Genomic DNA, 22,312 nt, shown 5'->3' with positions numbered 1-22,312 from the left:
AATAACCATGAAGTACTTGGTTAGCGTAGTTGCATGCTGTTTATTATCGGCCTGTTCTTTTGGGGATGCAGATGTTGAGTTCACACCTGAGAAAGGGGAGGAGCGCTCGTATCAGCTTTATAGCACCACCAACATTACTGTAGATAATGGTCAGCGTACCGAAACGGTGAACACTAGCTCACATCAATTGCTGCGTTATAAAGTCCTCGAAACGGGCAATAACAGTCGGTTTCAAGTGTACGTCGATTACATGAACATGCGCGATGGCCAAGGGAGTGGCGTCAGTAGTGGTCAGCGAGCCGATCGTAATCCTGAAATGCACGCTATTTTCTCGCAGGGGTTTGAATTTACGTTAAATCTAGACGATGGCAGCGTTAAAGAATTCAGTGCATTAAACAAACCTGTGTGGCAGGCGCTGCTGGCTGAACGCGGCGCAGAGCTGGAGCAGGAGCTGAAAAAGCTCTTTAGCTCATCGGCCTTTCTTAACACTATACCCGCCAAAGCGGGGGCGGTCGTCGCGCTTCCTGCTTATCAAGGCCACGCCAATGCCAAACTTACTGTATTGCAAGTCACTGATACGCATGTGTTAGCCAAAGTTGAAAGTGACGGCGAGCAAGCCAAAATATACGGTCAATTGATGTTAGAACGTGAGCGGGGTTGGTTAGCGCAGTTAGCTCTAGTGGCAGAAGCGCCGTTTGAGCGCTACGGCTATAAGGGCACGTTGCGCAGCAACGTTATTATGTTGCCGCAGCAGCGCCAGTTGGGCGATCTGACGCAGCGTTTAGGTTTTGATTATGATTTCCCAGCCTTTGAGTATCAAAAACAGCCTGACTTTGTGCTGGATGAGATCAATAAGACCTTAGCCATTGATGCCGTATTTGCCTATGATGCGGGTTACTTTTACCAGCAAGATGACCTATTAAATCTAACCTATCAGCATGACTTTTCAGGTTTTAAACCCGAAGGCGGGTTTAGCTTAACCGATATCACGGCACACAGCGCGGATGGTACTGTGCTGCCGCTGCAACTAAGCAAGGTGGGCAGTTACAGTTATCCAGAACAGGATGGTTTCCATCAATCTGTGCAGCAAAATTTGCTTATTGGCTGGAATGCACCAAATGACCTCTTAGCTCAAGTCGCTGAGTTTCGCGCGACGGCCCATTACCACGCTGCAAAACTGGTCAAACTTAACCTGACACCCGATCCCAGTAAAACCGTGAGCGTGCAGTATGAAGATTTACAGCTCGAACTCTCGCCAATTCCTGACAAGCCATTCAGTTATCTGCTGAAATCGCGAGGCGGCGCTGACAAAACGTGGTTATACCGGCGCTATGATGGTGCCGAAGGCGCTATGGTGCACTATCTTTCACCGCCAGCCACTGGACCGGATTGGTTAACCCCAGCAGAGCAAAATATGCTGGCGCTGACTTCATCGGCGCAATATGAAACGATTACACAGTTTACCTTTGCCGCCGCGTCGTTGACACTGACACTCTATGTGAATACTGAGACTGACAGCGGCGAACTGACTAAGAATATTCGTTTTATTCCGACCCTAGATTACGCGCAAAATATGGCTTATCCGCCGGCGCAGCAGCAACTGCTTTATAGTGATGATATGTATGCGTCCTATGATAATCAGCCGCAACCTAGCACAACCGTCGATCCCGCCTTACTTGAGCCGCAAATCGTCGCCAAATACGGCGTCAGTATGCTGTTAACGTCTGAGCAGGCAGCGGTGTGCACCCTTAGTGTGGTCGATGCCCCTAAGGTCAACGGACATACACTGCAATGGACAAACACCAGCGCAAGCAACAACACGGGTTTTGGTGCTGGGCTAGATAAGTTTGTGCTGCACCAACTGAGCAGCGCCGATGGGATCCGCCGCAATTTTTACGACATCAAGGTCAGCAGCACCTTGGCCTGTACTGGTACGCCCAAATGGCAAGCGCTAGCGTATCAACCTGAGCAAAGCTGGTTGATTGATATCAGTCAGCTGCCGAATCTTGATACCACTCAAACCGTGGCCGAATTTATGCGGCGCTATCGTTTTTTAAATGCGCAGAATTTACCCCTTGCGCCTGCTATGCAAGGTGACAGTGACTTTTATCAGCGTCCGTTGCAGCAAGTATTACGTGAGCAACGCTGGTTTGTATTGGCGGGGCGCGCAGCACAAATAGAACAGCTTTCGATAAGCGGAAAACCTGTTAATAAACAGTGGGTTAATATATTCCCTGCGTTACCTTAAGGAGCAGAAAATGCGAGTCTTATTACTATTATCTGCGCTACTTATGTCGTTTAATTTGTTGGCTGAGCGAATTTTACTCGACCAAGAATGGCGGCTTAACGATGTACCTGGCGAAGCCATTTATTATCTGGAGCAAGCGCCGACAGAACAAAATGGCGAGTGGCCATTGCAGCTATTTTATTTAGAAACGGATAAACCGGTTTTTAAGGGCAGTGTCAACAATCCCAATTTAGTCGAGAGTTTTATCGTTGGCGATTTCGAGTTTTTCTACCCCAACGGTCAATTGTCTCGCAAGGGCAGTAGCGATGCGCAAGGACATTATCAGGGCACGCATCTGCATTATTGGGAAGACGGAGCGCTTTCGGGAGAGTACCACTACCAGAATGGCCAGTTGCATGGAGATCAGAAAAGTTACCATACCAATGGTCAATTGCGGGAACTTCAGCATCGCGTGGATGGGGCTGAATTAGGCTTATCGCAAAGTTATCATGCCAACGGCCAGCTGGCATCGCGCGCAAACTATGGCGCAAACGGTATGGAAGGGCGATATGAAAGCTTCTATGACAATGGTAAGCCAGAACAAAGCGTGAATATGGTGGCGGGAAAATACCAAGGTGAACGACTGTATTGGGCCAAAGAGGGCTGGTTATACACCAAAGAGTTTTACCTGAATGGAAAAATGCACGGAGAAGTGTTGATTTATCAGGCCGCAGATATTCTGCAAGAGCTTAAACATTATCAGCATGGCAAGCAGGTGGGTTTACAGCAGCGTTTTAAAGGGCCAGGGCTGTTAGCCATGCAGCAAGAGTACGATAATGCTGGCCGCGAAATACAGAATATTACCTATGATAATGCTGGCAATGTCGCCACTCAAACCGATACTCAATATCTTGCAAAAGGCCGGATTAGCACTGAACAGCGCTTCGATGGCACTGGAAAGTTAACCCATCAATATCAGCGTGATACTGCGAAAAACTGGAGTTTACGTCAGCGCTTCGACTCTGCAGGTGAATTGATTGAACGCGATGAACAACTCAAGGGGCAATACGATGGCTTGTATATTGGGATTGGCTGGAATGGCGCTGTCCAACGTGCGAGCTATAGCAAAGGTCAAATGCACGGTGCCTATCGGGAAGATAATGTAGAGGACGGCAGTTTTGTCAGCGGCCAATACCACTTAGGTTTAAAGGTCGGCAAGTGGGTCACGCAAACCCGTGACACGACGCGCAATGAGCAGTTTAACCAACAAGGTCAGCTGAGTGGCGAACAAATAGAAATCGCAGTCGATGGCACGATAATGCGCCGAGAATTTTATAAAAACGCTAAGTTACATGGCGCGTATTTACTGCGTGGCTTTGATAAACAACTGCAAGCCCAAGGTCAGTATGTTAACGGTCAGCGCGAAGGCCAATGGCTGCTGCAAGATGAAAGCAGCTACAGCATGGTTAAGCTCTGGCATGGTCACTATAAAGCAGGACACGAAGTGGGTCACTGGCAAGCCTTTTCCGCCAACGGCCATTTATTAGGGCAGACGCAATATGATGATAAAGGTCAATTGCAGGGCAAAGGCTATAGTTTTAACGAAGATGGCAGCCTGCTGCAAAGTGATGAGTATCTTGATAATCAACTGCACGGCAGGTCGGTGTATTACTTTAATGGCGAACCCTCATCCGAGTATCGCTATCAAAATGGTCAGATGATCAGCGAGTAGCAGGTTATCGCGTAATCAACTTATCGCGCAATAAAACAGAAACCGGCAGACTATGCCGGTTTTTTGCTTTTGTCTTTTGAATGTTTGGCTGGTATATTTTTGCTTGTCTTGCTGTAACGCTTCGCCATACACAGTACCCGTTATTAGCGTGGCATAGCGACACTTCAATTCTACAACCCTCACTTCTCCCTTACTTCCCAAACCCTCGTTTCGCAATTGCGAGCTGGCCTGAACAAGCACAATCTCAGCGTTGAACGTCAATGCGCCCTCATGTTTCTGCGATTTTCACAGGGGTGTTTTTTTTAATGAACAATGCAGGCAGAGGTAGGAGCCGATTTTCAGCTAAAAGCATTATATTCGCTGGGGAGGGATAGTTTTACTTTTCAAACTCTTGAAAATAATTATTTATTGTGTAAAGTAGCCAGTCTTGCTATTTTGTAACAAAATGATACAGAGTTGCTGTTGTATTTGTCCATTTATTGGATATCCCTTTGCGTATGTCGCCCGACACAGCTAACTGCAGTCTTGTTAGCTGTTTTTTTTGCCTAAAATAAAATATCGTTTGTTTTTTGCTCTATAGATCCATAGGTTAACACTTAGCCTTCGGATAATTGCGGCTATGCTTAATCCAATAACAGGCTTGTGTGCAAAAGGGGCGTGAGATGAAGCGTGTATTGATAAGTTTAACGGGTAAAGTGCAAGGTGTGGGTTGTCGGCATGCGACCTTGACTAAGGCCAGAGCTTTGGGCGTGACAGGCTATGTCACCAATTGCCGTGATGGCAGTGTCGAAGTGTTAGCCCAAGGCAGTGATATTGCGGTGAATAACTTGATTGCTTGGTGCGAAGTGGGCGTGCCTTGTACCGAGGGATTAACTGTAACTGTGGGAGAAGACGAAGCCGATGATATCTACCTCGACTTCTCCATAGTACAGTCTTAAACAGCTGCACAGTCTAAGTCATTCATTTTAGAGTACGACTCAAGTCTTTTGTTGTTTACTTGCTGACTCAGTATTGCCCAACCGTTTGTATCGATTCGGCATTCTGACTTTTTTGCTGTGCACTAGGTTGTGCCATCTTACGAATTTGGATCACCATGCCCATTTCGGGGTGATCTAAATAATGGATTTCCTCACTCTTCACCCGGCGGTTTTGCTCCAAAGGCACTGACATTAAAAACGGTGTCATGACTTTAGGCGCCGTGAGTGTTGCGCTGGTATCGGCGGCATCGCTTGGCATTGCTGGTAATAGCTTTCTACCTTCTTTGCGCATATTCAGTGCGGTTTCAATATACAAATAGTGGCTCAAGTAGATATTTAACGTGCCATCTAATTCCCAAACCGGCGAGACCACAGGCGAAAGCATAGGCGTGCCATCGGCATTGATCATAGGTTCAGTTTGAGTTGGCGTAACGATTTTTCTGCCATCAAAATGATAGGTATCCGAGAAATCTTTACCCGCAAATAAACGAATAGGCACTGAACCACTTTTGCCGCGCATCGGTTGTTGCCACGCCATGTGCAGTAAACTGCGCGTGCCGCGTTCACGGGAGATGCTATTGATAATGCTCGCGAACTGGCTTTGGCTGCGTGCTAATAACACTGGGCCACCATTGGCGCTGGCATAGCTGGTCGTTGCGCTGCTGATTTCTGATGGGATCACTGGCGGATAGCGATATTCGACACTGGTCGGCGCGGCGGCTACAGGCTCAGACGTTGGATCACCGTTTAAGCTTTCAGCGCAATGGCTATTGGCATCGGCATCAAATACTAAGGTACAAGGCGCCGACTCACTCGCCATTGGGGTAACGACTTGTGCAACCGCTGGAGAGATCAAGTCTATCGCTTTATCGGTTTTTGTCTTGATCGGCGTATCTGGCCATTGCTCAGTTGACTGACTTTGGCGTTCAAATACATAGACTTCAACTTCGAACCAAGCTTCAGCTTGGACCACCTGACTGTGCGATAGTGCAATGAGGGTAGCGATAGAGACCGCGAGTTTACGTAACACTATTTATTATCTCCAAGACGATGTTGCGATAATTGTTCGAGCAAGAGTTTCACTAAAGCGAGCCTGTCTTTGCTGGTTTCGGCCGCAAGGCTGAACTTTAACTTATTCGGTCCTTCCATTCGATAGATTTGTGGCTGGCTTTGGAGTAATCCAATAATAAACATAGGATCGATGACGTGATCATGACTAAATTCGATGCTGCCACCTTTACTGTGCACTTCTATTTTAGTCGCCCCTAAGCGAGTCGCCTCATGTTTATAGAGGGTCATTTCCATTAAGTTGCGCGTCGGTTCGGGCAATAGGCCAAAACGGTCGATCAATTCGACTTTTAACTCATCCAGCGCCGATTCGGTTTCGCAACCTGCGATGCGTTTATAGAGCGATAGACGAATATTGACGTCGCTCACATAGGCCTCAGGCAGCAGGGCGGGGATACGCAGTTCAATTTCACATTGTTGATTCAGCATTTGCGCCAGCGATGGCTCTTTGCCTTGTTTTAAGGCTTTGACTGCCGCTTCGAGCATTTCCATGTATAAGCTAAAACCAATTTTCGAAATATGGCCGCTCTGCTCATCACCTAAGAGTTCACCTGCACCGCGGATCTCTAAATCTTGGGTCGCCAGCATAAAGCCTGCACCGAGATCCTCAAGGGCATCAATGGCTTCTAAACGCTTACGCGCATCGGGAGTCATACGTTTAGGATGTGGCGTCATCAAATAGGCATAAGCCTGATGGTGCGAGCGTCCGACGCGGCCGCGTAATTGGTGTAACTGCGCCAGACCAAAGGTATCGGCGCGCTCGATAATAATGGTGTTGGCACTCGGAACGTCGATACCGGTTTCGATAATAGTGGTACAGACTAACACGTTGAATCTTTGGTGATAAAAGTCAGACATCACCCGCTCAAGGTCGCGTTCACGCATTTGACCGTGGGCGACGACTACCCGCGCTTCTGGCAGTAAATCGATAATGCCTTGGGCACATTTCTCAATACTTTCAACATTATTGTGCAGGTAATACACTTGGCCGCCACGGAGGATTTCCCGCAAAATGGCCTCGCGCACGGTTGCAGGATCGGATTCGCGCACAAAGGTTTTTACCGCTAAACGTTTGGCGGGCGGGGTGGCGATAATCGATAAATCGCGCATGCCCGACATGGCCATATTTAAGGTACGCGGAATGGGCGTCGCGGTTAGGGTTAAGATATCCACGTTGGCACGCAGCGCCTTGATTTTCTCTTTTTGACGTACACCGAATCTGTGTTCTTCGTCGATGATCAGCAGGCCTAAGTTTTCAAACTTGGCCTCAGATTGCAGTAACTTGTGAGTACCGATAACGATATCGACTTTGCCTTCTTCCAATTGCTGCAGCACTTGAGTCTGCTCTTTAGCGGTGCGAAAGCGTGACATCACTTCGGTGACCACGGGCCAGTCGGCAAACCTGTCTTTAAAGTTTTCATAGTGTTGCTGGGCAAGCAATGTGGTCGGGACCAGCACGACCACTTGCTTGCCGGCGTTGACGGCCACAAAGGCGGCGCGCATGGCCACTTCGGTTTTACCAAAGCCCACATCGCCACAGACTAATCTGTCCATTGCGGTCGGCGATTGCATATCGGCTAACACGGCGATAATGGCGCTTTCTTGATCAACGGTTTCTTCGAAGGGGAAGCCGCGGGCGAATTGAGCGTATTCTTCTTCGTCAATTGCGCAGCTTTCGCCGGGACGCGCTTGGCGACGGGCATAGACATCGAGCAGCTCGGCTGCGACGTCGCGGATTTTTTCAATCGCCTTTTTCTTGGCTTTAGCCCAGGTCTCGTTGCCGAGTTTATTTAAGTGGGCGTCTTCATCGGCGCCAACACTGTAGCGGCTGATAAGGTGCAATGAAGACACTGGCACATACAGTTTATCGCCGCCGGCGTATTCCAATTGCAGATATTCGGCGATCAGTCCACCCGTATCTAAGGTGACTAAGCCTTTGTAGAGGGCAACACCGTGTTCTAAATGCACAATGGGCTGGCCGACTTTGAGTTCGGCCAAGTTTTTAATCAGGGCATCGTTGCTGATCTGGCGCTGTTTTTCACGGCGACGTTGCTGGGAAATACGATGGCCGAAGAGTTCAGTTTCACAAATGATACTGATGCCATCTTTGGCGCTGATCTGCAGCAAACAACCGCGTGACAGCGGCGATACGATAAGGCCTAACTTGGCATCACTTTGAATAAATTCATCAAAATGGTTAAACAGCGCAGGTTTAAGCTGAATTTTAGCGAGCAATTCAAGCAGCGCTTCGCGGCGACCCTCGGACTCAGCGCTAAACAACATGCGTTTGGCGCTGCTGGCGTAATCTTGCAGCGCTAACAGTGGTTGCTTTAATTTATGGTTGGCGCTGATATCGGGCAGGGTGCTGGCAGGAATCACCACAGCTTTCGTCGTTCCGGTGCCATCTGTCGGCACGTGCATTTGATAACGTGGCAGCGGTTTAAAGGCGGCAAATAACTCTTCGATGAGTAGATACAGCTCTTTAGGCGCCAGTAGCGGCCGCAGTGGATCGACTCGTCTGTCTTGATAGCGATGTTCGACTTCTTGCAAATGCGCGCGCGCCGACTTTTCGATATCGCCTAAGGTGACGAGTTGAGTGTCCTTGGGCAAGTAATCGAATAGGGTGGCTGTGTCATCAAAAAACAGCGGCAGGTAGTTTTCGATTCCCGCCGGCATCAAGTTACGGCTCACCAGCTGATAAACTGACTCTGGCTCTTTGACTATGACCTCAAAACGGCGACGGTATCTTTGTCTAAAGCCTTCGATGGCCGAGCTGTCGGTCGGAAATTCCTTCGCGGGCAATAAGCGAATCGAGTCAACAGGTTGCAATGAACGTTGGGTTTCGGGATCAAAATGGCGGATGGTCTCCACTTCTTCATCGAATAGCTCGATGCGCAGCGGCATATTCATTCCAGTTGGGAAGATATCCAGAATCGAGCCGCGAATGGCAAACTCGCCGTGTTCATACACTTGTTCAACTGAATGGTAGCCTGTGTCGGTTAAATGCTGGCGTACATCGTGTAATTTGTAGCTATCACCTTTTTTCAGCACAAACACGTTAGCGCTTAAATAGGCCTTAGGTGGCAGGCGCATCATTAAGGTCGTGACGGGCACGATAACAATGTTTTGCTCAATTTGAGACAGCTGCGACAGGGTTTCGAGTCGCTGGGAGATCAAATCCTGATGGGGCGAAAAACTGTCGTAGGGCAAGGTTTCGCGGTCAGGGAATAATCTGACCTTAATGCCTGTTTTACTGAGCAAATAACTCAGTTCTAGCTCTAAGCTTAAGGCGCTCGGCGTATCACTGGTGACAACTAAGGTCGTCCCCTTATGTTGACGCGCTAAACTGGCGAGTGTAACGGCTTGGCAAACGCCGCCTACGGTGGACAGAGTCTGAATTTGATTGCCATTTTTGACGGCTGGCGGCGTTAGGGCTGATATGTGAGTCATTGGCGTGCGATAAACTGATTCATTCACAAAGAGTTGCAGACATTGTAGAGACTTGATGGCGCAGGTGCCAGTGAAAAGTCAGCGGCTATTGACGCTCGTCTCTGGCGAGTTTACGTAACTTGAGTTGTTTCTGCTGCACATTGAGGCTGGCTTTGACTAATTGCTCCACGTCAGCTTCGAGAATTTGACTGAATTCAAAGTCGGTTTGCCATTGCGGGGCAGGAGAGTGAAGTTCCGCCTGAGTATGTTGTTCGGCATTTTGTGTGTCGCCGCTATTTGTATCGCTATCGGCGCTGCACTCGGTGGATAGCGTTTTTTGCGCGGTAGAGGCGGTCACTTTGCCAAAACAAAGAATGGCGACTAACTCGTCATGAATAAACAGGGTGATTTTATAGTTTGAGCCGATGTCCAAGGCTGTGGGTGTGAGTAGTCTTAGGCCACTGCCACCAAACTGATTGCCAATGCATTTTTCGCCTTCTTGGGTTTCTTTCTCTAATACATGCTGCAGCACTAAATCCACTTTGCGGGATTGCAGCTTTAAAAAGTCCACCACCACCTTAGCGTCGTTGTCTAAATGGCGCAGTTGCAGCAAGCAATTGGCTTCGAGCGTTTTCACTTCGCTGAGTAGCTGAATACCCAATGATTGCATTGATCTTAATGCCATTTCAGAGGGTAATGGCTCGGAACTCGGCCACAGACTTAAGTAGGCGGTAAAAGGGTGAGGCACACTAAAATACGGATTGGTGTCAGTGAACAAGGCTTGCCTCTTTATTTATAGGACCAATACCCCTATTATCGTGCCCATCTTCATGATTTAGCAAGTTCAGCACACAGGACGCAACCCTCTTTCAATGAATCCAGGATTTCCTTTCTATATTGGTTACCGTTATTGGCGGGCCAGAAAAGCGAACGCGTTCGCGTCGTTCATTACTCTATTTGCCGTTTCAGGCATTTTTTTAGGCGTTGCCGCGCTCATTGTCGTGAGCTCTGTGATGAATGGTCTCGAAGGCCAACTCAAGCAACGTATCTTAGGCGCAGTACCGCAATTAACTCTTTATAGTGAAGCGCCTTTAGTCGATTGGACTGAGCAGGCGAGTGCGCTTAAAGCCTTACCTGGCGTATTAGGCGTGACGCCGAGCGTGTCGACGCAGGCCATGGTGCAATCGGCGGCGAGTATTCGTGCTGTACAGGTTTATGGCGTGTTCCCCGAGTTAGCGGAAAAGTTATCTTCGGTTGCCCAGCACACTTACTCAGGTGCATTTGAGCAGCTGACGAGCGGCGACTACAAGGTGATTTTAGGCTCTGAGCTGGCAAGGCAACTTAAAGTCGCCCCTGGTGATACGGTGCGATTATTGAGTGGCGATGGTGTGGTGTATTCGCCCTTAGGCCCAGTGCCGAGTCAACGTAAGTTTTTAGTCTCAGGGATCTTTGAAATGGGCTCTCAGGTCGATGCGGGCGTGGCGTATATCCATTATCAAGATGCGAAACGGCTGATGCGCCAACCCAGTGAGGCTATTGATCAGCTCAGACTCTATTTAGCCGATCCCTTTAGCGCACCGGCTTTAGCGCTTAAAGTTCAGGATATATTGGCTAAACAAGGTGTAAAGGCGACAACCAGCGATTGGCGTGATACCTATGGCCACTTATTTGGTGCGGTCAAAATGGAAAAGAACATGATGTCGCTGATGTTGAGTCTGATTGTGGCCGTGGCCGCATTCAATATCGTCTCGGCGCTGGTCATGATGGTGGTCGATAAAACCACAGATGTGGCGGTACTCAAAACTCAAGGCGTGACCACACCCGCCGTGATGGGCATTTTTGTGGTGCAGGGGTCGCTCAATGCGGTACTTGGTTTAGTACTAGGGCTGGCGGTCGGGATACTCATTACCTTGAATCTGAATGGCATTATGACCACCTTAGGGATTTCCATTTTAGGCGTAGGGCAAAGTTTGCCGGTGAAACTGGAATTGATGCAGTTGTCTGTGATCGTGATTGGTACGTTATTGGTCACCCTGCTGGCGACCTTATATCCCGCACTGCGCGCCGCCAATGTGCAACCCGCGACTGCGCTCAGATACGAGTAACGGGATACGAATAAACCTGTCGCTGCGACTGAGCGGCGATGGAATAGCGATTTCAATATACGAATAATTAAATGCATTGATTTGATGACATAAATCGATGCCAATGCCTGTTTAAGAGAGAACTTCAATGCAAGACGTGTTACTGCAAGTGCAGAGTGTCAGTAAGAGTTATCATGATGGCGCCGTGACCACGCAAGTGTTGTCTAATGTCGATCTGCAAGTGTTTAAGGGCGAGCAGTTGGCGATTGTTGGCAGTTCAGGCTCAGGTAAGAGTACCTTGCTGCACATCATGGGCACGTTGGATGAACCAACAGCGGGTAAAGTCTTGCTGTTAGGCGAAGATTTATATCAAGTGTCCAGTGCGCGCCAAGCGCAGATCCGTAACCAAGACTTAGGTTTTATCTATCAGTTCCATCATTTATTGCCTGAATTTACCGCGCTAGAAAACGTCGCTATGCCAGCATTTATTCAAGGTAAAGATCGTAAACTGGCGCTCGCCGATGCTAAAGCCTTATTGGAGCGGGTCGGGTTAGGGCATCGGATGACGCACATTCCCGCCGAGCTATCGGGCGGCGAACGTCAGCGTGTGGCTATCGCAAGGGCCTTGATTAATAAACCTAAATTAGTGCTGGCCGATGAACCTACGGGTAACTTAGATGCCAACAGCGGCGATGCGGTTTATGAGTTGATCCGCGAACTCGCCGAACAACTGGGTACGGCGTTTGTGGTGGTGACCCATGATCATAAATTGGCTGCCCGTATGGACCGTCAGCTGATGATGAAGAACGGCTTCCTGCAATTAGCGGCGGAAACCCAAGTATGAAAGGACCGTTAGCCTTATCCATTGGTTGGCGTTTTTATCGCGCCCGCCAATCCAACAGCTTTATTAGCTTTATTTCCTTCGCATCGACAGCGGGCATCGCCTTAGGCGTGGCGGTATTGATCATCGTTCTGTCGGCGATGAACGGTTTTGAGCGCGAGTTAGAACATAGATTGCTTGGCGTCGTGCCGCAGGCGGACATAGTCGGTGTGAGCGAGCCTATCGCGAACTGGCAGAGTGTTGCAGAGGGTGCGCTATTAATTGAAGGTATTCGCGGCGCGGCGCCTTTTATCCGCATGCAAGGTTTAGTGCAAAAGCCCGGCGGTTTTCAAGGCTTAGCTGTCGTGGGGATCGATCCAAAAGAAGAAATCAAGGTCTCGGCACTGGCGCAATTTATGAGCGATGCAAGCTGGCAGAGTCTAGGCCAAGATGAAAATCACATCGTCCTTGGGCAGAGTTTATTGACTAAGTTGGGGCTTGAGATTGGCGATACGTTGGCCTTATATGTGCAGGATATGGATCCAGAAGCGGCGGGCAGTTTACGCGCGGCGAAGAGCCATCGTTTTGTGGTGTCTGGCGCCTATAATCTTGGCGGCGAGCTTGAGCTGACCACGGCTTATATTCCTATTCAGTATGCGGCGCAGATCTTGAACATGAAGAGCGGCGTGACTGGCGTGCGTATTAGCGTCGATAAAGTGTTTGATGCACCCGTCAAAGTGCGTGAACTTGGTTATGCGCAAAAGCAGTCGGTGTATATCAGTGACTGGACCCGTACCCAAGGGCATTTATATCAAGACATTCAGTTGGTTCGCACAGTCATGTACTTAGTGCTTGTGCTGGTGATTGGTGTCGCCTGCTTTAATATCGTTTCCACCTTAGTGATGGCAGTGCGGGATAAAGCCTCTGAGATTGCGATTTTGATGACTATGGGCCTGAGTCGTGTTGCTGTGATGGGGATTTTCATGGTGCAAGGCGCCTTGAATGGTCTGCTTGGCTGTGGTCTTGGTGGGATTATTGGCGTGAGTGTGGCACTAAATTTAAGTGCGATTGCCAGTACTATGGAGCAGTTACTTGATATTCAACTGCTGTCAGCCGATGTGTACTTTGTCGACTTTTTACCGTCTGAGTTACATGGCTCAGATGCAGTGTTGGTGATTGTGATGGCGTTTGTGATGAGCTTAATCGCCACACTCTATCCTGCTTGGAAAGCCAGTCAGATTGCGCCAGCGCAAGCCTTAGCGGGTAGATAACGCAATCAGTGGTTGTGCGTCCTGTTAGCCGATTGGTGCTGAAATCAGTACTGACGCTTGCAGGACACTCCTTTTATTCTTAAGCACTATTTCTCAGATACTATGTTTTGGCGACTGAGGATGTGAGGACTTGATGGTTCGAGTACTGAAGGCTTTAGAATGAAAGCCACATAAACAAAAAGGCCAGTGGGCGCTCTTAGAAGAGACTGCCACTGGCCTTTTTTCTGTCTAACGTTTTGTATCTATGCGTTTTTGAATCTAGGCGCGATAGAAAGCTAAGTTCTAAAGCTAAGTGTTAGTCGAGACTAACGCTTCGAGACTAACACCTACAATTAACGCTTTAAACCTTCGTTCAATAATGGACGCATGATTTTAACTAATTCTGTGGTCACTTTAGGTGAGCCTGCAACTATGTTACCAGAAATCAAATAGTTATGGTTGCCAGTGAAATCGGTAACTGTACCGCCCGCTTCGCGGCAGATAAGATCGCCAGCAGCGATATCCCATGGCTTTAAGCCGATTTCGAAGAAACCGTCTAAACGACCCGCAGCAACATAGGCTAAATCTAATGCGGCAGAACCTGCGCGACGTAAGTCAGCACATTGGCCGAAGACTTCGCCGAAAATAGCCATATAAGTTTCAGTGTGTTGACGCGCCTTGAATGGGAAGCCAGTACCAATCATGGTAGGCGCTAATTCATTCACGTTGGTAACACGCAAACGGAAATCATTGAGTTTTGCGCCTTTACCACGGACGGCGGTAAAGAGTTCTTCACGGACAGGATCGTAAACAACCGCAACTTCAGTTTTACCTTTATGTTGCAGAGCGATAGAAATCGCGAAGTGGGGAATGCCTCTAACAAAGTTGTTAGTGCCATCCAGAGGGTCAACTATCCAAACGTAGTCGTTATTCTCACCGCGGTTTTCGCCTTTCTCTTCACCCACGATAGTGTGATCAGGGTAAGATTTACGAATTTGGTAAGTAATAGTCGCTTCTGCTTCCTTGTCTACACTGGTAACAAAATCGTTGATACCTTTTGAACTGACTTCAATACGGTCAAGTTCGGTATAGGCGCGCATAATATTTTGGCCGGCCGCGCGGGCAGCGCGTACAGCAATCGTCAGCATCGGATGCATTGCAATCCCCTGGATGTTAAAGAACGTTAAAATAGCGGGCGGCATTATACTCGATTTGATAGTTATATCAAATACCGATTTTCATATAAGCATTCGGCAATGGCTGTGATAATATTCGTCCCCAACGTTTTATGAATTAAATTAAGTTGTTTCATGCTAAGTAATATTCGAGTGGTTTTAGTGGGGACTTCGCACCCCGGCAATATTGGTTCCACTGCCAGAGCGATGAAGACTATGGGTCTGTCAAATCTGTACCTTGCAGAACCGCGTGTTGAACCCGATGGGCATTCCATTGCATTAGCCGCGGGTGCATCGGATATTCTGAAACATCTTGTGAAAGTGGATTCACTCGCTGAAGCGATTGCTGATTGCAGTCTCGTGATTGCAACCAGCGCACGCAGCCGAACCTTAGACTGGCCAATGTTAGAGCCAAGAGAAGCAGGGGTTAAATTAGCGACCGAGGCACTTAAAGGCCCCGTTGCCATAGTATTTGGCCGTGAGAACCACGGCTTAAGTAATGAAGAGTTGCAACAGTGTACTTATCATGTGGCGATTCCTGCGAATCCTGAATACAGCTCGCTCAATCTTGCACAAGCCGTACAAATCATTTGTTATGAAACCCGTGTTGCCCACCTCGCACAAAAAGAAGTGGCCGAAGAAGAGCTAACCGAGTATCCCTTGGCCGCCGATCAGGAACGTTTCTTTGCACACCTTGAGACGACGCTGCTATCAACCGGATTTATCATTAAGAATCATCCCGGACAAGTGATGATGAAACTGCGCCGCTTGTTTAGTCGTGCGCGGATTGAGAGTCAGGAGATGAATATCCTCAGGGGAATCTTGACCTCTATTGATAAAGTCACTGGTTCTAAAGATAAATAGCCAAATCCTCATCATCAATAATCACCGTATAGAATGACTGCAAAGGGATAAACAATGGGCGTGATAGCTAGGCTAAAAGAAGACATTGAATCTATATATCACCGTGATCCTGCGGCGCGCAGCGCGTTTGAGATCTTGGTTAACTATCCGGGCATGCATGCCATTTGGTTGCATCGGATAAGCCATAAGCTATGGAAGCGCGATTGGCGCTTAACGGCACGTTGTTTATCGACTTTTTCCCGTTGGTTGACGGGTGTAGAAATCCATCCCGGCGCCACCATAGGTCATCGATTTTTTATCGACCATGGCATGGGGGTGGTGATTGGTGAAACGGCTGAGATTGGTGATGATTGCACTCTTTATCATGGTGTCACGCTTGGCGGAACCACATGGCAGGCGGGGAAACGTCACCCGACGTTAGCCAATAACGTGGTGGTGGGCGCGGGGGCAAAAATCCTCGGTCCTATTACCATGCACGACGGTGCGCGTGTGGGTTCAAACTCGGTTGTGGTGAAAGATGTGCCAAAAGATACCACAGTAGTCGGTATTCCTGGGCGCGTGGTGGCATCACCGTCACCGCAATCGAAAGAGAAAACTGAACGCCGCAGCGCGATGGCGAAAAAATACGGTTTTGATGCATACGCAGTATCACCGGATAATCCCGATCCTGTTGCCAATGCGATAGGGCAGATGCTGGATCATATGCATCTGATGGACTCGAAAGTTCAAGAGTTGTGTCAAGCCATTCAAGGGCTGGGTGGTAATGTCTGCACCGAAAAACTACCAGAGCTTGATATGGGCGAGTTTAATGATGCAGAAAAAGCGGCAGCGGAAAAACGCCATAGTGCATTAGATGAGTTTGATCCGAGTATCTAAATTTTAACGAAATGGTTCAAGAAATGGTTCAACGAAACCATTTAACTTAGTGGCCTAACTTGCTTAAGGGCTGACCCTCGCAAGGGGCTCGTTTAGCGTTTTACTTTAGCTTATCCTGTTGTAAAGGCGCATGTTGCGATCAAACCTGAGTTTGATCGCGTCACAGTGCAGCGATGACTTTTATTGTGGGTTTATATCGTGCTAGAAGTCGATTAATTGGCGCTCTAGCATTGAATCTTAAGCTAGAAAAAGGTTAAATACCCCACCAAGATGAAAGGGTATTGGTTATTTGCACACTCATATACTTGAGTGTTTTAGTAGGTTTTAATACTTGACTGAATTACTCGGGTATGTTGAAATAATGCATACCTGTTCGGGAGCTATGGTAGTTATGAAACTTACATCAAAAGGTCGTTATGCAGTAACCGCTATGCTAGATGTGGCAATCCACTCAGCATCGGGACCAGTTCCCTTAGCGGATATCTCTGAAAGACAAGGGATTTCGCTTTCCTATCTGGAACAACTCTTCGCTAAGCTAAGAAAACACGGCTTAGTTGCCAGTGTACGTGGACCGGGCGGTGGTTATCGCTTAGGCCTAGAAGCCAATGATATTTCAGTCGGCATGGTTGTCCATGCTGTAGACGAGTCTGTCGATGCGACTCGTTGCCAAGGACTTGGCAATTGTCAGAGTGGAACTCGCTGCTTAACCCATTCACTTTGGGGCGATTTAAGCAAACAAATTTCAGATTTTTTAGATGGTATCAGTCTTGCTGGCTTGATGCAGAAACGAGATGTGCAATTTATCTCGCTTAAGCAAGACACTATGCAAAAGGAACAAAGAGTCAGTTTATAACGGCCTTTGTTATATATAAAAATAATTTTTGTACGTTGTATGTAGCCTCTACCAGAGACTGCTCAGTACGGAGTGTGTTATGAAGCTTCCTATCTATTTAGATTACGCCGCCACCACGCCTGTTGATCCAAGAGTCGCGGAAAAGATGTTCCAATGTATGACAATGGACGGCATCTTTGGTAATCCGGCATCACGTTCACACCGCTACGGCTGGCAAGCTGAAGAAGCGGTGGATATTGCTCGCAATCAAATTGCTGAGTTAATTAACGCCGATCACCGTGAAATTGTGTTTACTTCTGGTGCAACTGAATCAAACAATCTTGCGATCAAAGGTGTTGCTCATTTCTATCATAAGAAAGGCAAGCACATCATCACCAGTAAGACTGAACATAAAGCGGTTCTCGATACTTGTCGCCAATTAGAGCGCGAAGGTTTCGAAGTGACTTATTTAGAGCCTGCGGCTAACGGCATCATTCCGATGGAACGTTTAGAAGCGGCAATGCGTGACGACACTATCCTTGTCAGCATCATGCACGTGAATAACGAAATCGGTGTGATCCACGATATCGATGCAATCGGTGAGTTATGCCGTTCAAAAGGCATTATTTTCCACATGGATGCAGCGCAAAGTGCAGGCAAAGTGCCTATCGATGTGCAAGCCACTAAAGTGGATTTGATCTCGATTTCTGGTCACAAAATGTATGGCCCTAAAGGTATCGGCGCGCTATATGTTCGTCGTAAGCCACGCATTCGCTTAGAAGCGCAAATGCACGGTGGTGGTCATGAGCGTGGTATGCGTAGCGGTACGTTACCAACGCATCAAATCGTAGGTTTAGGTGAAGCGGCTGCAATCGCAAAAGCGGAAATGGCCTCTGATGACGTCCGTATCGGTGCATTACGTGACAAATTATGGAATGGCATCAAGCACATTGAAGAAACCTATATCAATGGTGATGCGATTGACCGTGTTAGCGGTAGCCTCAACGTCAGCTTCAACTATGTTGAAGGCGAGTCGTTAATGATGGCACTGAAAGATTTAGCGGTTTCATCGGGTTCGGCTTGTACTTCAGCCAGCCTAGAGCCTAGCTACGTATTACGTGCACTTGGCTTAAATGATGAAATGGCACATAGCTCGATTCGTTTCTCTATCGGCCGTTTCACCACCGAAGAAGAAATCGATCACGCTATCGAAGTAATTACTCAATCTATTGATAAATTAAGAGAAATGTCTCCTTTGTGGGAAATGTTTAAAGATGGGATCGACCTGAACCAAGTTCAATGGGCACATCATTAATTCTGACCTTTACAATAGATAATTTTGGAGCAGTACCATGGCTTACAGTGAAAAAGTGATAGATCATTATGAGAACCCACGTAACGTTGGTTCTTTTGATAAAAACGATCCTTCGGTCGTGACCGGTATGGTAGGCGCGCCTGCTTGCGGTGACGTGATGAAACTTCAGTTGAAAATTGGTGCTGATGGCATCATTGAAGACGCTAAGTTTAAAACCTACGGTTGTGGTAGCGCGATTGCATCTAGCTCACTGGTAACTGAGTGGGTTAAAGGCAAAACTATCGAACAAGCTGCGGCGATTAAGAACACAGATATCGCTGAAGAATTGGCATTGCCACCGGTGAAAATCCACTGTTCAATTTTGGCTGAAGATGCCATTAAAGCTGCTATCGACGAGTACAAATCGAAACAAGCTAAGTAACATCTGGAGTTAAGATGGCGATTACAATGACCCCAGCGGCAGCCGATCGTGTCAGATCTTTCTTAGTCAACCGAGGCAAAGGTGTAGGCCTGCGTCTCGGCTTAAGAACATCAGGCTGTTCTGGTATGGCTTATGTACTTGAGTTCGTTGATTCTTTAAATGATGATGATGAAGTGTTTGATATCGATGATGTGAAAATTATCATCGATGCCAAGAGCCTCATCTATCTTCAAGGGATCGAGCTGGATTTTGTTAAAGAAGGGCTGAATGAAGGCTTCCAATTTAATAATCCTAACGCAAAAGGTGAGTGTGGTTGCGGTGAGAGTTTCACTGTTTAACCGCTAAAGTTGACGCATGAATTATTTCGAGCTGTTTAAATTTTCCCCTGCCTTCGATATTGATACCGCCTTACTTGCAGAACGCTATCGCGAACTGCAACGGGCGGTTCATCCCGATAAATTTGCCAATGATACTGAGCAGCAGAAATTGTTGTCGGTGCAGCGCACGGCGCAAGTCAATGATGGTTTTCAAACCTTAAAAGATCCCATTCGCCGCGCTGAGCATATGTTGTCGCTGCGTGGCATTGAATTAAGCCATGAAACTACGACAGTGAAAGATACTGGCTTCTTGATGCAGCAAATGGAATGGCGCGAGGCGTTGGAAGATATACGCGATAGTGCCGATCCTCAAGCGAGTATTGACGAGCTATATCAATCTTTTGCAGAGTACCGCGCGCAACTCACTCAGCAATTGACTCAACTGTTAACCAGTGAGCAGGCTGAAGATGCATTGTTAGCGGCGGATCAAGTTCGCAAACTCAAATTTATGGCAAAATTACACGACGAGTTGACCAGAGTCGAAGACGCTCTGTTAGATTGATTTTCCGTGTTTATGTTACTTTGCTGACTCAAGCACGCTTGAGTTGGCATTACTAAGTTGGATATATATGGCCCTTTTGCAGATAGCTGAGCCCGGTCAAAGTGCCGCGCCGCACCAACATAGACTTGCCGTTGGCATCGATTTAGGTACGACCAATTCTTTGGTGGCGGCTGTTCGAAGTGGAGAGACGGCAACCCTGCCGGACGAACTTGGACAGCATTCATTACCTTCTATCGTGCGTTATACCCAAGATTCAGTCGAAGTCGGCGCCCTTGCGGCGTTGAGTTCGGCGCAGGATCCGCAAAACACGATCGTTTCGGTTAAGCGTTTTATGGGCCGCAGCCTGGCTGATATCAAAGCCGGCGAGCAATCATTCCCCTACGAGTTTGCCGAAAGCGAAAACGGTTTACCTTTATTCGTGACTCCCCAAGGCCAAGTAAATCCCGTGCAAGTGTCTGCGGAGATTTTACGTCCGCTGATTGCCCGTGCTGAAAAAACCTTAGGTGGCGAGCTGCAAGGTGTCGTAATAACCGTACCGGCCTATTTTGATGATGCCCAGCGCCAAGGCACGAAAGATGCCGCAGCTTTGCTGGGTGTTAAAGTGCTACGTCTGTTGAATGAACCGACGGCTGCTGCGATTGCCTACGGCTTAGACTCTAAGCAAGAGGGCGTAATTGCCATCTATGACTTAGGCGGCGGCACCTTCGATATTTCTATTTTGCGCTTGAATCGCGGCGTATTCGAAGTGTTAGCCACCGGCGGTGATTCTGCGCTTGGCGGCGATGATTTCGATCATTTACTCCAAGCACATATGCAACAAGTGTGGCAGCTTAGCGACATCGACTCGCAATTAAGCCGTCAACTGTTGATTGAATCGCGTCGAGTCAAAGAGGCCTTAACGGATGCTGTAGAAACTGAAGCAAAAGTGATCCTTGCCGATGGGACTGAACTGACGCAAATCGTTACTAAAGCTGAATTTGATGCCATGATTGCGGCGTTGGTTAAGAAGACCATTGCCAGCTGTCGCCGTACCCTGCGTGATGCGGGCGTGACAACGGATGAAGTGCTTGAAACTGTGATGGTTGGCGGTTCAACGCGCGTGCCATTAGTGCGTGAACAGGTCGAAGCTTTCTTCGGCAAACCACCGCTGACATCTATCGATCCCGATCGTGTTGTTGCCATTGGTGCGGCTATTCAAGCCGACATTTTAGTGGGTAATAAACCTGAATCGGATTTGTTATTGCTTGATGTGATCCCTTTGTCATTAGGCATAGAGACCATGGGCGGCTTAGTGGAAAAAGTGGTATCGCGTAATACCACGATTCCGGTTGCGCGAGCACAGGAATTTACCACCTTTAAAGACGGTCAAACGGCCATGGCATTCCATGTGGTGCAGGGCGAGCGTGAGCTGGTTGACGATTGTCGCTCACTGGCGCGTTTTACTTTAAAAGGTATTCCGCCGTTAGCCGCTGGCGCTGCGCACATTCGGGTGACATTCCAAGTGGATGCCGATGGTTTACTTAGCGTGACCGCTATGGAGAAATCCACCGGCGTGCAGTCAAGTATTCAAGTTAAGCCATCATTTGGTTTATCGGATACTGAAATTGCCACTATGCTGAAAGATTCGATGAAGTATGCCAAAGACGATATCACTCGTCGTATGCTGGCCGAACAGCAAGTGGAGGCGGCGAGGGTACTCGAGTCTTTACATGCCGCGTTAGCGAAAGATGGCGACTTGCTGAATGCCGATGAGCGTGGGCAAATTGACGCCATCATGGCCAATGTGGCGCAAGTGGCCGCGGGTGATGATGCCGATGCAATTAAACTCGCGATTGAAAAACTGGATGAGCAAACCCAAGATTTTGCTGCCAGACGTATGGACAATTCTATTCGAGTGGCATTTAAAGGCCAGTCGATCGACAACATATAGGTGATGTAATGCCCCAATTAGTCTTTCTTCCCCATGCCGAGTTGTGCCCAGATGGCGCAGTGCTTGAGGCGAATGTTGGTGAGACCATTCTTGATGTTGCGCTGCGTAATGGCATCAATATCGAGCATGCCTGTGAAAAGTCCTGTGCTTGCACCACGTGTCACTGTATTGTGCGTGAAGGCTTTAATGATCTTGAGCCAAGTGATGAGCTGGAAGATGACATGTTAGACAAAGCTTGGGGACTTGAGCCCGAAAGCCGTCTATCTTGTCAGGCGAAAGTGGTCGACACTGACATGGTGATTGAGATCCCTAAATACACGGTTAACATGGTCAGCGAAGGCAATTAATGCTGCCGCGATAATTGTTAAAACCAGTCCATGTGACTGGTTTTTTGCTTTTGGCGTTGAGCATTTGTGCAACTAATCTTGTCTAT

General features: G+C 48.1%; 19 protein-coding genes. 15 read left to right on the top strand and 4 right to left on the bottom strand.

The genetic code is table 11. The features are described 5' to 3' along the window. The first annotated feature begins 7 nt into the window (after positions 1–7). The 3 genes from Q4Q49_RS01605 to Q4Q49_RS01595 all read left to right on the top strand — a co-directional run bounded on the left by Q4Q49_RS01605 (position 8) and on the right by Q4Q49_RS01595 (position 4,897). Positions 8–2,248: a hypothetical protein gene (locus Q4Q49_RS01605; RefSeq protein WP_311998455.1), complete on the top strand. Its 2,241-nt coding sequence runs from the start codon at positions 8–10 to the stop codon at positions 2,246–2,248. A 10-nt stretch (positions 2,249–2,258) separates the two neighbouring features. Beyond that, the gene (locus Q4Q49_RS01600) at positions 2,259–3,959 is read left to right on the top strand and encodes a hypothetical protein (RefSeq protein ID WP_311998454.1); all 1,701 of its coding nucleotides are present in this window, start codon (positions 2,259–2,261) and stop codon (positions 3,957–3,959) included. A gap of 662 nt (positions 3,960–4,621) precedes the next feature. Then, entirely contained in the window at positions 4,622–4,897 is a 276-nt protein-coding gene (locus Q4Q49_RS01595; protein ID WP_011846955.1) for an acylphosphatase, read from the top strand. A 67-nt stretch (positions 4,898–4,964) separates the two neighbouring features. On the opposite strand, the gene Q4Q49_RS01590 is transcribed toward Q4Q49_RS01595, so the two are convergent. The 3 genes from Q4Q49_RS01590 to Q4Q49_RS01580 all read right to left on the bottom strand — a co-directional run bounded on the left by Q4Q49_RS01590 (position 4,965) and on the right by Q4Q49_RS01580 (position 10,211). Continuing rightward, positions 4,965–5,966 (bottom strand): peptidoglycan binding protein CsiV, encoded by a 1,002-nt coding sequence (locus Q4Q49_RS01590; RefSeq protein ID WP_311998453.1) that lies wholly within the window; start codon positions 5,964–5,966, stop codon positions 4,965–4,967. Further along, on the bottom strand, positions 5,966–9,454 hold the full coding sequence (mfd, locus tag Q4Q49_RS01585) for a transcription-repair coupling factor (RefSeq protein ID WP_311998476.1): 3,489 nt from the start codon (positions 9,452–9,454) through the stop codon (positions 5,966–5,968). Before mfd ends, Q4Q49_RS01590 begins: the two co-directional genes overlap by 1 nt. An 85-nt stretch (positions 9,455–9,539) precedes the next feature. Continuing rightward, positions 9,540–10,211 (bottom strand): hypothetical protein, encoded by a 672-nt coding sequence (locus Q4Q49_RS01580; protein WP_311998452.1) that lies wholly within the window; start codon positions 10,209–10,211, stop codon positions 9,540–9,542. A gap of 94 nt (positions 10,212–10,305) precedes the next feature. Here Q4Q49_RS01580 and Q4Q49_RS01575 point away from each other — a divergent pair, with 94 nt between their 5' ends. The 3 genes from Q4Q49_RS01575 to lolE all read left to right on the top strand — a co-directional run bounded on the left by Q4Q49_RS01575 (position 10,306) and on the right by lolE (position 13,608). Next, positions 10,306–11,538 carry a lipoprotein-releasing ABC transporter permease subunit gene (locus Q4Q49_RS01575; RefSeq protein ID WP_311998451.1) on the top strand — a complete coding sequence of 411 codons (1,233 nt, stop codon included), beginning with the start codon at positions 10,306–10,308 and terminating at the stop codon, positions 11,536–11,538. 127 nt (positions 11,539–11,665) lie between these two features. Then, positions 11,666–12,361, top strand: a complete 696-nt coding sequence (gene lolD, locus Q4Q49_RS01570) for a lipoprotein-releasing ABC transporter ATP-binding protein LolD (protein ID WP_006081863.1) — start codon at positions 11,666–11,668, stop codon at positions 12,359–12,361. Further along, positions 12,358–13,608 carry a lipoprotein-releasing ABC transporter permease subunit LolE gene (lolE, locus tag Q4Q49_RS01565; RefSeq protein WP_311998450.1) on the top strand — a complete coding sequence of 417 codons (1,251 nt, stop codon included), beginning with the start codon at positions 12,358–12,360 and terminating at the stop codon, positions 13,606–13,608. Before lolD ends, lolE begins: the two co-directional genes overlap by 4 nt. Before the next feature lie 332 nt (positions 13,609–13,940). Here the strand turns inward: lolE and suhB are convergent, their stop codons facing one another. Then, positions 13,941–14,744: an inositol-1-monophosphatase gene (suhB, locus tag Q4Q49_RS01560; protein WP_259510423.1), complete on the bottom strand. Its 804-nt coding sequence runs from the start codon at positions 14,742–14,744 to the stop codon at positions 13,941–13,943. A 153-nt stretch (positions 14,745–14,897) separates the two neighbouring features. Here suhB and trmJ point away from each other — a divergent pair, with 153 nt between their 5' ends. The 9 genes from trmJ (at position 14,898) to fdx (ending at position 22,226) form a co-directional block, all read left to right on the top strand. Next, entirely contained in the window at positions 14,898–15,626 is a 729-nt protein-coding gene (trmJ, locus tag Q4Q49_RS01555; RefSeq protein WP_263167246.1) for a tRNA (cytosine(32)/uridine(32)-2'-O)-methyltransferase TrmJ, read from the top strand. 54 nt (positions 15,627–15,680) lie between these two features. Continuing rightward, positions 15,681–16,502, top strand: coding sequence for a serine O-acetyltransferase (cysE, locus tag Q4Q49_RS01550; protein ID WP_107404634.1), 822 nt, complete (start codon positions 15,681–15,683; stop codon positions 16,500–16,502). Between the two features lie 391 nt (positions 16,503–16,893). After that, entirely contained in the window at positions 16,894–17,355 is a 462-nt protein-coding gene (iscR, locus tag Q4Q49_RS01545) for a Fe-S cluster assembly transcriptional regulator IscR (RefSeq protein WP_006081858.1), read from the top strand. 79 nt (positions 17,356–17,434) lie between these two features. Next, entirely contained in the window at positions 17,435–18,649 is a 1,215-nt protein-coding gene (locus Q4Q49_RS01540) for an IscS subfamily cysteine desulfurase (RefSeq protein ID WP_311998449.1), read from the top strand. A gap of 37 nt (positions 18,650–18,686) precedes the next feature. Beyond that, the gene (gene iscU, locus Q4Q49_RS01535) at positions 18,687–19,070 is read left to right on the top strand and encodes a Fe-S cluster assembly scaffold IscU (RefSeq protein WP_011072277.1); all 384 of its coding nucleotides are present in this window, start codon (positions 18,687–18,689) and stop codon (positions 19,068–19,070) included. Between the two features lie 14 nt (positions 19,071–19,084). Further along, on the top strand, positions 19,085–19,408 hold the full coding sequence (gene iscA, locus Q4Q49_RS01530) for an iron-sulfur cluster assembly protein IscA (protein ID WP_107947761.1): 324 nt from the start codon (positions 19,085–19,087) through the stop codon (positions 19,406–19,408). Between the two features lie 16 nt (positions 19,409–19,424). After that, positions 19,425–19,949, top strand: a complete 525-nt coding sequence (gene hscB / locus Q4Q49_RS01525; protein WP_071939411.1) for a co-chaperone HscB — start codon at positions 19,425–19,427, stop codon at positions 19,947–19,949. A 67-nt stretch (positions 19,950–20,016) separates the two neighbouring features. Beyond that, positions 20,017–21,879 (top strand): Fe-S protein assembly chaperone HscA, encoded by a 1,863-nt coding sequence (hscA, locus tag Q4Q49_RS01520; RefSeq protein ID WP_220590371.1) that lies wholly within the window; start codon positions 20,017–20,019, stop codon positions 21,877–21,879. An 8-nt stretch (positions 21,880–21,887) separates the two neighbouring features. Continuing rightward, the gene (gene fdx, locus Q4Q49_RS01515) at positions 21,888–22,226 is read left to right on the top strand and encodes an ISC system 2Fe-2S type ferredoxin (RefSeq protein WP_006081852.1); all 339 of its coding nucleotides are present in this window, start codon (positions 21,888–21,890) and stop codon (positions 22,224–22,226) included. The last annotated feature ends 86 nt before the right edge of the window (positions 22,227–22,312 follow it).

The organism is Shewanella sp. SP1S1-7, assembly GCF_031932105.1.
Classification (GTDB): domain Bacteria; phylum Pseudomonadota; class Gammaproteobacteria; order Enterobacterales; family Shewanellaceae; genus Shewanella; species Shewanella baltica.
Note: the sequence above shows the minus strand (reverse complement) of the source record. Positions and strands in the feature narration are given on the sequence as shown.